The 12752-nt window shown below is 66.6% G+C and carries 12 protein-coding genes; 6 read left to right on the top strand and 6 right to left on the bottom strand.

From position 1 onward, the window contains the following. Window positions 1–119: 119 nt before the first annotated feature. Window positions 120–968, bottom strand: a complete 849-nt coding sequence (locus Q5Z10_RS14205) for an endonuclease/exonuclease/phosphatase family protein (RefSeq protein WP_303636060.1) — start codon at window positions 966–968, stop codon at window positions 120–122. 162 nt (window positions 969–1130) lie between these two features. Here Q5Z10_RS14205 and Q5Z10_RS14200 point away from each other — a divergent pair, with 162 nt between their 5' ends. Both Q5Z10_RS14200 and Q5Z10_RS14195 read left to right on the top strand, forming a co-directional pair. After that, window positions 1131–2696, top strand: coding sequence for a POT-type proton-dependent oligopeptide transporter (locus Q5Z10_RS14200; protein ID WP_303636059.1), 1566 nt, complete (start codon window positions 1131–1133; stop codon window positions 2694–2696). A 7-nt stretch (window positions 2697–2703) separates the two neighbouring features. Further along, entirely contained in the window at window positions 2704–3327 is a 624-nt protein-coding gene (locus Q5Z10_RS14195) for a rhomboid family intramembrane serine protease (protein WP_303636058.1), read from the top strand. Between the two features lie 60 nt (window positions 3328–3387). Here the strand turns inward: Q5Z10_RS14195 and Q5Z10_RS14190 are convergent, their stop codons facing one another. Then, window positions 3388–3549, bottom strand: coding sequence for a hypothetical protein (locus Q5Z10_RS14190; RefSeq protein WP_303636057.1), 162 nt, complete (start codon window positions 3547–3549; stop codon window positions 3388–3390). 209 nt (window positions 3550–3758) lie between these two features. On the opposite strand from Q5Z10_RS14190, the gene Q5Z10_RS14185 reads away from it, so the two are divergent. Genes Q5Z10_RS14185 through cfa form a run of 3 tightly spaced genes read left to right on the top strand, consistent with a single transcriptional unit; the run spans window position 3759 to window position 6117 of the window. Beyond that, entirely contained in the window at window positions 3759–4061 is a 303-nt protein-coding gene (locus tag Q5Z10_RS14185; protein ID WP_303636056.1) for a GNAT family N-acetyltransferase, read from the top strand. 36 nt (window positions 4062–4097) lie between these two features. Beyond that, window positions 4098–4979, top strand: coding sequence for a DUF3298 and DUF4163 domain-containing protein (locus Q5Z10_RS14180; RefSeq protein ID WP_303636055.1), 882 nt, complete (start codon window positions 4098–4100; stop codon window positions 4977–4979). A gap of 19 nt (window positions 4980–4998) precedes the next feature. Beyond that, window positions 4999–6117: a cyclopropane fatty acyl phospholipid synthase gene (gene cfa / locus Q5Z10_RS14175; RefSeq protein WP_303636054.1), complete on the top strand. Its 1119-nt coding sequence runs from the start codon at window positions 4999–5001 to the stop codon at window positions 6115–6117. Window positions 6118–6213: 96 nt separating this feature from the next. On the opposite strand, the gene Q5Z10_RS14170 is transcribed toward cfa, so the two are convergent. Next, a complete protein-coding gene (locus Q5Z10_RS14170) occupies window positions 6214–8382 on the bottom strand; it encodes a M3 family metallopeptidase (protein WP_303636053.1) in 2169 nt (722 codons plus the stop codon). A 156-nt stretch (window positions 8383–8538) separates the two neighbouring features. On the opposite strand from Q5Z10_RS14170, the gene Q5Z10_RS14165 reads away from it, so the two are divergent. Further along, window positions 8539–9018: a glutathione peroxidase gene (locus Q5Z10_RS14165; protein WP_303636052.1), complete on the top strand. Its 480-nt coding sequence runs from the start codon at window positions 8539–8541 to the stop codon at window positions 9016–9018. Between the two features lie 40 nt (window positions 9019–9058). Here Q5Z10_RS14165 and Q5Z10_RS14160 read toward each other — a convergent pair whose 3' ends face one another. From Q5Z10_RS14160 to Q5Z10_RS14150, 3 genes are all read right to left on the bottom strand, one after another. Continuing rightward, the gene (locus tag Q5Z10_RS14160) at window positions 9059–9838 is read right to left on the bottom strand and encodes a ferredoxin--NADP reductase (protein ID WP_303636051.1); all 780 of its coding nucleotides are present in this window, start codon (window positions 9836–9838) and stop codon (window positions 9059–9061) included. An 80-nt stretch (window positions 9839–9918) separates the two neighbouring features. Next, a complete protein-coding gene (locus tag Q5Z10_RS14155) occupies window positions 9919–11790 on the bottom strand; it encodes an ABC transporter ATP-binding protein (RefSeq protein WP_303636050.1) in 1872 nt (623 codons plus the stop codon). A gap of 96 nt (window positions 11791–11886) precedes the next feature. Continuing rightward, window positions 11887–12708 (bottom strand): hypothetical protein, encoded by an 822-nt coding sequence (locus Q5Z10_RS14150; RefSeq protein ID WP_303636049.1) that lies wholly within the window; start codon window positions 12706–12708, stop codon window positions 11887–11889. Between the last annotated feature and the right edge of the window lie 44 nt (window positions 12709–12752).

Raw genomic sequence — 12752 nt, 5'->3', positions numbered from 1 at the left:
CCATGCCCGGCGGCTTCAACAGAAGGCCGGGGGAGACCCCGGCCTTTTTGTTTGCATGTGACCGCACCCGCCGGGCATGGCCCGGCGCTACCGGAGACGGGGCGAGCGCAGCGGTGCGTTCATTCGGTGGTGGCAGGCACATCCTGCAGGCGCAGGGTGGCCATCACGCCCAGGCGCAGCCCGGGCAGGTCGCCCTCGGCGGGCAGCGCGATCACCTGCTGGCGGATGCCGCCGAAATGCTTGACCTGGAACAGCACGTCCAGGCCATGTCCGCTGGCACCGCCGCCACTGGCTGCCGGTGCCTCCGGGCGGCCGCCGGGATTGCGGCGCGCCGGCTGGAAGCCCGGCGTGCTGCGCACCAGTTCCACGGTGCTGGCGGAGAAATCGCCGGCGATCAGGCTCGGCATGCCTTCGGCGGTCGCGCCGATCCAGGTCATCAGGTCGCTGGTCTGGTGCTGCCGCGCCGTGGCTTCGTCCGGGTCCGGGCGCAGCCGGGCGACGTAGACGTTGACCTCGCCGCCGCCCAGACGCAGGCGCATCATGCCGGCGGCGCTGAAGGTGCCCGGCGGGTGCAGCAGGGTGACGCCGTCCTCGCTGACCGGCAGCCGGGTCAGCATCGCATTGCCATGCCGCAACGGCTGGCTGGGCGGATCGGCCGTGACGAAGTCGCAGCTGTAGCGCAGGCGGCTGGCCAGCCAGCAGGCCGGGTTGCGGCCCTGCTGCTGCAGCACCTGCTGCACCGAGATCACGTCCGGCTGCAGATCGGTCAGCAGCTGCAGCACCTGCTCGCGGCGCTGCTTCCACTGGCCTTCGTCGCGGCTGGGCAGTTCCAGCGCGGCCACGGTCAGTAGCCGGACGTCGGCAGCGAGCCCTGCACCGGGCGGAGACTGCGGCCTGGCCAGGGCCGGCGCGGCCAGCAGCAGGGCCAGGGTGCCAAGCAGGATGCGGACGGAGGGGGCAGGGCGCATAACGATAAGTTTACGCTTTTGTCGTGCAGGTGCCGTGACTTCCGGCCTACCCGCACCGGCCTGCCATGCTTTGGCGCCGCTGTCATGCAGCCCTGCAGCGTGCTTCCGATGCACCGGTTCCGGTACTCTTGCGCCTTTCGCTTTGCAGGAATGCCTTACAGGATGAGCCACGACGCAGTCGCCCCCATCGCCGGCCAGGGAAAGATGCCGCGCCAGATCCCGTACATCATCGGCAATGAGGCCTGCGAGCGGTTCAGTTTCTACGGGATGCGCAACATCCTGGTGCAGTTCCTGATCACCTCGCTGCTGCTGCAGGAAATCACGGCGGAAGGCCGTGCCGGTGAAGCCAAGGACATCATGCACAGCTTCATGATCGGCGTGTACTTCTTCCCGCTGCTCGGTGGCTGGCTGGCCGACAGGTTCTTCGGCAAGTACCACACCATTCTCTGGTTCAGCCTGGTCTACTGCGCCGGCCATCTGTGCCTGGCGCTGTTCGAAGGCAGCCGCGAAGGCTTCTTCCTGGGGCTGGGCCTGATCGCGCTGGGCGCCGGTGGCATCAAGCCGCTGGTGGCGTCGTTCATGGGCGACCAGTTCGACCAGAGCAACAAGCATCTGGCCAAGGTCGTGTTCGACGCCTTCTACTGGATCATCAACTTCGGCTCGCTGTTCGCCTCGCTGCTGATCCCGCTGGTGCTGAAGAACTGGGGCCCGCAGTGGGCGTTCGGCATCCCGGGCATCCTGATGTTCATCGCCACCTTCGTGTTCTGGCTGGGTCGCAAGCGCTACGTGCTGGTGCCGCTGCCGCCGAAGGATCCGCATTCGTTCGCCAACGTGGTGCGTACCGCGCTGACCGCGCGCGTGGCCGGGCAGGGTCGCCCGGGCCTGGCCATCGCGGTGGCCGGCATGGTGCTGGCGGTGGCCTCGTTCGGCCTGGTCGGCTCGCTCGGCATCGTGATCTGCCTGTGCCTGGCACTGGTGGCGCTGCTGGCCGGCGTCGGCGGCGGCACCTGGCTGCAGCTGGACCGCGCGCGTGCCCAGCATCCGGCCGAAGCCGTGGAAGGCGTGCGCTCGGTACTGCGCGTGCTGGTGATCTTCGCGCTGACCACGCCGTTCTTCTCGCTGTTCGACCAGAAGGCCTCGACCTGGGTGCTGCAGGGCCAGCAGATGCAGATGCCGAGCTGGTTCACCGCCTCGCAGATGCAGGCGTTGAACCCGCTGCTGGTGATGATCCTGATTCCGTTCAACAACCTGGTGCTGTACCCGGCGCTGCGCCGTTTCGGCTTCGAGCCGACCGCACTGCGCCGGATGACCGCCGGCATCGCCTTCAGCGGCCTGGCCTGGATCGTGGTCGGTGGCATCCAGGTGGTGATGGACGGCGGCAACGCGATGTCGATCTTCTGGCAGATGCTGCCGTACGCGCTGCTCACCTTCGGTGAGGTGCTGGTCTCGGCCACCGGCCTGGAGTTCGCCTACAGCCAGGCGCCGCAGGCGATGAAGGGCGTGGTGATGAGCTTCTGGAACCTGACCACCACCATCGGCAACCTGTGGGTGCTGCTGTCCAACGCTGCCGTGCGCAACGATGCGGTGACCCACAAGATCGCCAGTACGGGCCTGAGCGAAGCGGCCTTCCTGATGTTCTTCTTCGCCGGTTTCGCCTTCGTCGCGGCGTTGGCCTTCGGTTGGTATGCGAAACGCTATCGTATGGTCGACAACTACCGCACCGCCTGAGCCTGACATGACCCCCGTCAATCTGCTGTTGATCGCCATCACCGCCCTCCTGTCGTGGATGGCGTTCAACAACCGCAAGCTGGCCGACCGCCTGATCCTGTGGCCGCCGGCGGTGGACCGCCACCGCCAGTACGACCGCCTGGTCACCTATGGGTTCATCCACGCCGACTGGTCGCACCTGATCTTCAACATGATCACCCTGTTCTTCTTCGGGGGATTCATCGAGAGCGTGATGGTGCAGCTGACCGGCAGCTACCTGACCTATCCGGCGTTCTACATCGGCGCGCTGCTGGTTTCGATCCTGCCCAGCTATCTGAAGAACCAGAAGAATCCGAACTACCTGAGCCTGGGCGCGTCCGGCGCGGTATCGGCGGTGCTGTTCGCCTTCATCCTGATCAAGCCGTGGTCGATCATCCTGGTGTTCTTCATCCCGGCACCGGCGATCATCTATGCCGCGTTCTACGTCGGTTACAGCATCTGGATGGACAAGCGCGGCGGCGACCGCATCAACCACAGCGCGCACCTGGCCGGTGCGGCGTTCGGCGTGATCTTCATGCTGGCCATGCAGCCGAGCATCTTCACCCACTTCCTGCGCGAGCTGTCCAACCCCAGCTTCCGCCTCGGCGGCTGAAGGCCTGCCGGGTCGGATCCGCAGGGATCCGGCCCGGTCGCGTGCAACGGCGGGGCCGGGTCAGGCCCGGCTTTCCTGGCCGTAGGTGTCGAGCAGGCGCGAGAACACTTCCTCGCCGATGCGCTGGAACGCCTGGTCCTCGGTCTGGCCTTCCACGGCCAGCTGCAGCAGGCCCTCCAGCAGGGCATGGTCGGTATCGGAACGGGTATCGCTTGGGATCATGACGGGCCTCCACGGCAGGTCGCATAGTCAACTGTCGCAAGGGGCGTGCCATGCTGGCCGGACCCCTCCAGAGGGGTTAGCGGCCGTGGCGGCTGCAGCTTGAGGGCCGCAACTGACGTGGCGGGGCCAGACGTGCCCCTGTTCAGGCTTCACGCGATCATGGCGCCCGGCTGCGCACCATCCACGCAGTCGCCGCAGGAGACAGTCCCATGGCTTCGGTCACACCCCCCGGTCTGGCCTACGAGGTCGAACACGACCAGGCCAACCACCGCTTCATCGCGCGCGTGCGTGGCCAGCAGGCGGTGCTGGAGTACCAGATCAAGCGGCGGCGGATGGTCATCACCCATACCGAAGTGCCCGAGGCGATCGCCGGCCGCGGCATCGCGGGCGAACTGACCCGGGTGGCGCTGCGTTTCGCCCGCGAGCAGAAGTACAAGGTGGTGCCCGCCTGCGCCTATGCAGAGGCCTTCCTGCAGCGGCACGAGGAGTATCACGATCTGCTGGTAGGCTGAATCCAGCGGGCCACGCTTCAGCCAGGGCAGGCGATGATGTACGAACATGAACAGGGGATCCCGATGAAGATTGGAAACAACCGGCCATTGCACGCGAGCGTGCTGGTCGGCGCGATGGGCGTGCTGTTGCTGGCCGGTTGCCAGCGTGACAACGACGCGGCACCGGCCACCGACGCCGCGCCTGCGGCCGAGGCCACCGCCTCCCAGCAGGCGCCTGTCGCGGAAGCGCCGCTGGACCTGCGCGATGTGATCGAGAACAACGAGCGCGAAGTGGTCGGCATCAGCTATCCGGCGGGCATTGATCGATACCCCGGCCTGGCGCGCGCGCTGCAGGACTACGCGAGCGCCGCCCGTGGCGACCTGCAGCAGGCGCTTGACGGACTGGGCAACGACAAACCGAGCATGCCCTACGAGCTGTCACTGAGTTTCGAGAAGCTGCTGGAAACCCCGCAGCTGGTGGTGGTCAGCGCGGATGGCAGTCGTTACACCGGTGGGGCCCACGGCGAGCCGCTGGTGGCACGTTTTGTATGGCTGCCGCAGCAGCAGCAGATGCTCAGCGCCGACAAGCTGCTGGGCGATGCCAAGGGCTGGAAGGCGATCAGTGATTTCGTCGCCGACCAGCTGCGCGAACGCGTGGCCACCCGCCTCAGTGGCGAGGACATGGACCCGGCCCAGCTGCAGGAATCGCTGCGCAACGCGTCGCGGATGATCGCCGACGGCACCGGCCCGCAGGCGGACAATTTCAGCCAGTTCCAGCCGCTGACCGACGACAAGGGGCAGATCACCGCGCTGCGGTTCGTGTTCCCGCCGTACCAGGTGGGCCCGTACTCGGATGGCACGCAGACCGCGGATGTGCCGGCGGCGGTACTGTTGCCGCACGTGGCCAAGGATTACGTGGAACTGTTCGCACGCGGGTAACCGCAGACGAGGAGGTGGCGTGGATACAGGGTTGCAGGAGCGGGTCACCGGCCTGCTCCAGGAGGCGGGGGTGCAGATCGGTGGCACCCGGCCGCAGGATATCCAGGTGCACGACCCGCGCTTCTTCGCGCGGGTCATGGGCCACGGCTCGCTCGGCCTCGGCGAGAGCTACATGGAGGGCTGGTGGGATGCCAACGTCCTGGACGACTTCCTGTTCCACCTGATGCAGGCCCACCTGGACGAACGCGTGCATGGCTGGCGCGACGTTGCCGATGCGCTGAAGGCACGCCTGTTCAACCTGCAGTCCGGGCAGGGCAGCTATGAAGTCGGGCGCCGCCATTACGACCTCGGCAATGATCTGTACCAGGCCATGCTCGGACAGCGCCTGGTCTACAGCTGCGGCTACTGGCGCACCGCCACCGATCTCGACGCCGCGCAGGAAGCCAAGCTGGATCTGGTCTGCCGCAAGCTGGGACTGCGTCCGGGCCAGCGCGTGCTGGACATCGGCTGCGGCTGGGGTGAAGCGCTGAAGTTCGCTGCCGAGCGCTATGGCGTCAGCGGTGTCGGAGTGACCATTTCGCAGGAGCAGGCAGGCTTCGCCCGTGAGCTGTGCGCCGGGCTGCCGATCGAGATCCGCCTGCAGGACTACCGCGAGCTCGACGAACCTTTCGACGCCGTGTTCTCGATCGGCATGTTCGAACACGTGGGCGACAAGAACTACCACAGCTTCTTCGAGGTGGCCCGGCGCTGCCTGTCGCCGCGGGGCCTGCTGCTGCTGCACAGCATCGGTACCAACGTCTCGCGCCACCGCACCGATCCGTGGATCGCGCGCTACATCTTCCCCAACTCGATGCTGCCTTCGGCGGCACAGATCACCAGGGCGTTCGAAGGCCTGTTCGTGCTGGAAGACTGGCACAACTTCGGCACCGACTACGACCTGACCCTGCAGGCATGGCGGCGCAACGTGGAAGCGGCGTGGCCGGTGCTGGATGCGCAGCGGTATGACGAGCACTTCCGGCGCATGTGGCGCTTCTACCTGGCGGGATCGATGGCGTCCTTCCGTTGCCGGCACGCGCAGCTGTGGCAGCTGGTGCTGTCGCCGCAGGGGGTGCCGGGCGGGTATGTGGCGCCGCGTTGAGGTGGAATCGCATCCACGCCATGCGTGGACGACCCAACAGAAAACCGCCCGGTTTCCCGGGCGGTTTTTTTCTGCGTCACGCTATCGCCGGGGCAATCAGTTGCCGGCGCCGGTCAGGCCACGCTTTTCCAGCAGCGGTTCGATCTGCGGCTCGTGGCCGGCGAAATCGCGGAACAGCTGCATCGCATCGACGCTGCCGCCCTTGGACAGCAGGGTGGCACGGAAGTGGTCGCCGTTCTTGCGGCTCAGGCCACCGTTGTCGCGGAACCACTTCTGGGTGTTGGCGTCGAGCACTTCCGACCAGATGTAGGCGTAGTAGCCGGCCGAGTAGCCGCCCATGATGTGGCTGAAGTACGGGGTCCTGTAGCGCGGCGGAACCGGCGCGTAGTAGATGCCGTCCTTCTCCAGCGCGGCGCGCTCGAAGGCCATCACGTCCTTGGCCGCCGGTACCTGGTCCGGGCCGATCTGGTGCCAGCGCTGGTCGAGCATGGCCGCACCCAGGTATTCGGTGGTGGCAAAGCCCTGGTTGAACTTGGCTGCGGCCAGCACCTTGTCCAGCAGTGCCTGCGGCATCGCCGAACCGTTCTGGTAGTGCTTGGCGTAGTTCTTCAGGATGGCCGGGTTGTCCGCCCACATCTCGTTGACCTGCGAGGGGAACTCGACGAAGTCACGCGGCACCGCGGTGCCCGAGAAGTACGGGTACTTCACGTTGGAGAACATGCCGTGCAGGGCGTGGCCGAACTCGTGGAAGGTGGTGTTCACCTCGTCCCAGGTCAGCAGGGTCGGCTGGCCGGCCGGCGGCTTGGGGATGTTCAGGTGGTTGGCCACCACCGGCTTGAACCCGGTCAGCTTGGACTGCGACACATAGGAATTCATCCAGGCACCGCCGCGCTTGGATGCGCGCGCGTAGGGGTCGAAGATGAAGATCGCCAGCTGGCTGCCGTCGGCGTCGAACACGTCGTAGACGGTGACGTCATCGTGGTAGACCGGCAGGTCGGTGCGCTGCTTGAAGGTCAGGCCGAATTCGAGGTTGGCGGCATGGAACACGCCGTTCTCCAGCACGTTCTTCATTTCGAAGTACGGCTTCAGCTGCGACTCGTCGAAGTTGTACTTGGCCTGGCGCACCTTCTCGCTGTAGAAGGCCCAGTCCCACGGCTCCAGCTTGAAGGTCGGCTTGCCGGCGGCCTTCTGTTCCTGGTCGATCATCGCCTGCAGGTCGGCGGCTTCACGCTTGGCATTGGCCACGGCGGCCGGGGCCAGCTTGCCCAGCATCGCGTTGACCGCTTCGGGGGTCTTGGCGGTCTGGTTGGTCAGGTTGTAGGCGGCGAAGTTGGCAAAGCCCATCAGCTTGGCCTTGTCGGCGCGCAGCTGCATGATGCGGGCGACCAGCGCGGTGTTGTCGAACTCACCGCCGCGGCTGCCGCGGGTGGTCGATGCTTCGTAGATTTTCTGGCGCAGCGCGCGGTTGGCCAGGTTGGTCAGCGGCGGCTGGCCGGTGGTGTTGAGCAGGGTGATCACGTACTTGCCGTCCAGGCCGCGTGCCTTGGCCGCTTCGGCGGCGGCGGCGATCTGTTCCTTGGACAGGCCGGCCAGCTCCTTGACGTCGTCGACGGTGATTGCCGAGGCGTTCACTTCCGACTGCACGTTCTGGCTGAACTTCGTGCCCAGGTTGGCCAGCTCGGCATTCATGGCCTTCAGCGTGGCCTTGTCGGCCTCGGACAGCTTGGCGCCAGCGCGCACGTAGTTGTCATAGTACTTCTCGACCAGGCGCACGCCTTCGGCGTCCAGGCCCAGCTGGGTGCGGGTGTCATACAGCGCCTGGATGCGTGCGAACAGCTTGCCGTTCAGCGCGATCGCATCGCTGTGCGCGGCGAACTTCGCCGAATAGTCCGCCTGCAGCTTCTTGCGGGTGTCGTTGGTATCGGCGCCGACCAGGCTGAAGAACACCGTGGTGGCGCGGTCCAGGGTGTCACCGCTCTTTTCCAGGGCGATGATGGTGTTGTCGAAGGTCGGCTTGGCCGTGTTGTTGGCGATGGCCTCCACTTCCTTCAGCTGCTGTGCCATGCCAGCGTCGAAGGCCGGGGCGAAGTCGCTGTCCTTGATCTTGTCGAACTGCGGGAAATGCAGCGGCAGCGGGCTGTCGGCAAAGAACGGGTTGGCCTGCTGGGCGGTGCTGCTGGCGGCCGCGGTGGCGGCGCCGGCAGCGTAGGCGGGCAGGGCAAGGCCGAGGGTCATGGCCACGGCAAGGGCAAGACGGGTGGTCAAGGTCGATACTCCGGTAAGGCAAACAAGGGCCCGAGGGTAACCCGGGCCGCCGCGCCGGCACTTGTGTCAAAAGGCATGCTGGCAGGCGCCTGCCGTGGTTGCGCCGCCACGGGGCTGCACGGGTACCATGCACTCACCGTCCCCGGACCCGCCGCCATGACCACCGCCTACGACTTCAGCTTCCGTGACCTGGAAGGCCAGCCGCAGCCGCTGTCGCAGTACCAGGGCCGCCCGCTGCTGCTGGTCAACGTGGCCAGCCGCTGCGGGTTCACGCCGCAGTACACGGGCCTGGAGCAGGTGTGGCAGGACTACCGCGATCGCGGCCTGGTGGTGGTGGGCTTCCCCTGCAACCAGTTCGGCGCGCAGGAGCCGGGTGATGCCGCGCAGATCCGCCGGTTCTGTTCACTGGATTACCCGGTCAGCTTCCCGCTGTCGGAGAAGATCGAGGTCAACGGCGACGGGGCCGATCCGCTGTGGGCGTGGTTGTCACAGCAGAAGCGCGGCCTGCTGGGCATCGCGCGCATCAAATGGAATTTCAGCAAGTTCCTGGTCGATCGCCAGGGCCAGGTGGTGGCGCGCTATGCGCCGACCACCACGCCGGAGCAGCTGCGCAGCGCGATCGAAGCGCTGCTGTGACCGTCATCCGCCGGGCAGGGCCCGGCGCTACCGCGGTGCCTTACTTCTCGACGAAGGCGCGCTCGAACACGTAGTGGCCCGGCTGGCCGATACGCGGTGACACCTGGAAGCCACGCGCATCGAGCACGGTACGCAGGTCGGCCAGCATCTGCGGGCTGCCGCAGATCATCGCGCGGTCGTTTTCCGGGCTCAGTTCGGGCAGGCCCAGGGTGCGCTGCATCTCGCCGCTTTCCATCAGCGAGGTCAGGCGGCCCTGGTTGGCGAACGGTTCGCGGGTCACGGCGGGGTAGTACAGCAGCTTGTCGCCGACCATCTCGCCCAGGAACTCGTGCTCGCGCAGTTCCTTCTCGAAGTAGTCGCGGTAGGCCAGGTCCCTTTCGTAGCGCACGCCGTGGCACAGGATCACCTTGTCGAAGCGCTCGTAGGTTTCCGGGTCCTTGATCACCGACAGCCACGGCGCCAGGCCGGTGCCGGTGCCCAGCAGGTACAGATTCCTGCCGGGGTGCAGGTCACTGATCAGCAGGGTACCGGTGGGCTTCTTGCCGACCAGCACCTTGTCGCCCGGCTTGATGTGCTGCAGGCGCGAGGTCAGCGGACCGTCCTGCACCTTGATGCTGAAGAACTCCAGCTGTTCTTCCCAGTTGGCACTGGCGATGGAGTACGCGCGCAGCAGCGGGCGCGCCTCGGTTTCCAGGCCGATCATCACGAACTGGCCGTTCTCGAAGCGGAAACCGCTGTCACGGGTGAGGGTGAAGCTGAAGTAGGCGTCGGTCCAGTGGCGGACCTCAAGCACCGTTTCGGCGCCGAAAGCGGAGGACATGGGCGTATCTATCAGAAGTCGTCAGGAGGGATTCTAGCTCAAATGAGACAGGTTCTCATTAGGCGGAACGAGAGGCGTTCTCAGCGGTAACCGGCGGCCTGCAGTTCGAACAGCTCGGCGTAGCGCCCGCCCTGGGCCATCAGCTGCTCATGGGTGCCGCTGGCCTCGATGCGGCCGTCGGCCAGCACCAGGATGCGGTCGGCCATGCGCACCGAGGAAAACCGGTGGGAAATCAGGATGGCTGTCCGATTATCCGCCAGTTCCCTGAACCGCTGGAACACGTCGAACTCGCTGCGCGCGTCCAGCGCAGCAGTGGGCTCATCCAGGATCATCACCTGCGCGTCGCGCATCCACGCACGGGCAATGGCGATCTTCTGCCACTGGCCGCCGGACAGGTCCACGCCCTGCTTGAAGCGGCGGCCGATCTGCTGTTCGTAGCCGCCCGGCAGCGCCTGGATCACTTCCTCGGCCATGCCACGGCGCGCGGCATCGGTGATGCGTGCGCGATCTTCCATCGCCTCGACCTGGCCGACGCCGATGTTCTCGCCGGCGCTGAGGTTGTAGCGGACGAAGTCCTGGAAGATCACCCCGAGGTTGGCGCGCAGGTCGTCCAGGTCGTACTCGCGCAGATCGCGGCCATCGAGCAGGATGCGGCCCTCGTCCGGTTCGTACAGGCGCGCCAGCAGCTTGACCAGGGTGGTCTTGCCGGCACCGTTCTCGCCGACCAGGGCCAGCACTTCGCCTGCATGCAGCTGGAAATTGAGGTGGCGTACGGCCCACTGCTCGGCATCGGGATAGCGGAAGCCCACGTCTTCGAACACGAAACCCTGGCGGATGGGGCGGGGCACGCTGACCGCGCCTTCGCGCGAGTGGATTTCCGGCTCGATCTGGAAGAACGAGTACAGATCGTCCAGGTACAACGCCTGGCTGGCGACCTGCGAGAAGCCGATCAGCAGCCCTTCCAGCAGCTGGCGCAGGCGCAGGAAACTGCCGGCGAGGAAGGTCAGGTCACCGATGGAGAAATCGCCGCGCACCGTGCGCCAGGCGATGTAGGCGTAGGCGGTGTAATAGCCCAGCGTGCCCAGCGCGGCCAGCAGCGTGCCCCAGAACGCGCGCCGTCGTGCCAGCGCACGGTTGGCCAGGAACAAGGCCGCCGACAGCGTGCGGTAACGGTCGACCAGGAAGCGGTGCAGGTTGAAGATCTTGACTTCCTTGGCGGTCTCCACGCTTGCGCCGAGCTGGCGCAGGTAGTCCAGCTGGCGGCGTTCGGGCGTCCACAGGAAGTTGAGGCTGTAGCCGGCGGCATTGAAGTGCGACTCACCGATGAAGGCCGGCACCAGCGCCAGCGCGAGCAGCAGGATCAGCCACGGCGCGTAGACCAGCAGGCCCACCGCCAGGCTGGCCACGGTGATCGCATCCTGCACCTGGCCGAACAGCTGGCTCATCAGGTTCATCCGGCCCATGGTCTGGCGCCGCGCACGGTCCAGCTTGTCCTGCAGGTCCGGGTCCTCGAAGTCCTCCAGGTCCAGGGTGGCCGCGTGTTCCATCAGGCGCACGCTGGTGGCGTTGGCGAACAGTTCCGACAGCAGGGCATCGGCGTAGCTGACCAGCCGGCCGAGCAGGTCCGAGGCGATGGCCAGGCCGAACTCCAGCGCCAGCAGGCCCAGCAGCGGAGTGAGCAGGCCACTGGACAGCGCCTCACCCAGTGGCGGGAACCCTGCCTCGTGCTGGCTCAGGTGCAGGGCCGTATCGATGATCAGCTTGCCCACGTACAGCATCGCCACCGGCAGCAGCGCCCGGATCAGGCGCAGGCCAAGGCTGGCCAGAGTCAGGGCCGGGCTGGTCTGCCACACCTGGCGCAGGAACGGCGGCAGGTTGCGCATCGCCTTGAAGCGCTGGCGCAGGCTGGGTTTCTTTGCGCTGGCTGCGCCAGCGTTGGGGGAAGCAGGCATGCGCGTATTGTGCGCGCCCTGCGCGTGGCGGAGGCATGAACGGGACGCATGCCTGCCATGCGCCGGCAGGGCAGCGCGTCGGAGCCGCCTGCGCGCTCAGTCCAGCGCAGCCAGCAGCGCAGGATGGTGAGCGAACCAGAAGCGCAGGGCTCCGCGGTCGATGCCGTAGGCGCCTTTCCAGAAATCGACGGGATAGCCCCAGTCCGAAGAGCGCGACGTGCGCGGTGCCAGACCGACCCGGGTGAAGCGTTGCGCCAGGCCAGGATGCTCGGGGGTCTGCAGCAGCCCGGCATGGCCCAGGGCATCCAGCAGGTGACGCGCCTGCTCGACGGACAGTTTCAGGCCCGGCAGCGCGCGCACGCGTTTGACGATGGTCGACGGGGTGTCCTTGGCGTCGCTCTCGTGGTGCAGCAGCCGCAGCAGTGCCACCAGCGTGCTCATGTCGCCGGGCGGCCGTCTGGGCGTCAGATTGTGTTGTTCCAACAGGAAGGTGATGGCGTTTACGCTTCCGCCGAGCACGACCCCGATGTTGTGGCGGACGCGCGCCCAGGTGGTCGGGTCGAATCTGCCTTCGCGGACCTGGCCGCAGACCGCACAGGCGAGGCTGGGATGTGGCTGCTCCTGATGCCTGGGGAAGTGCACCATGAACGCATACGCCGACAGCCCGGCGCGCAGGTCGCTGCGGTTCTCCTGCACACCGAGGATGAAGTTGTCTGCCACATGCTGGCGGTCGGCGCGGGCATAGGCGGCGAACATCCGCATCTGCAGGGCCTCATGGCCCGGATGTTCGACGGGCCACAACAGTCCATGCCGTTCAAGCGTCGACAGCAGTTCGGGCGACGCGGTGTCCCGCTCCCGGTACTGGGTCAGCGCCTTCAGCGCCTCCTTGCTGGGCGTGTCGGAGGCTTCGTCGGCCATGACGCTCGGATGCTTCCTGCGGGGCAGGTACAGTGCCCGGCGCT

It is taken from the genome of Stenotrophomonas sp. 704A1 (assembly GCF_030549525.1).
Lineage (GTDB): Bacteria > Pseudomonadota > Gammaproteobacteria > Xanthomonadales > Xanthomonadaceae > Stenotrophomonas > Stenotrophomonas tuberculopleuritidis.
Note: the sequence above shows the minus strand (reverse complement) of the source record. Positions and strands in the feature narration are given on the sequence as shown.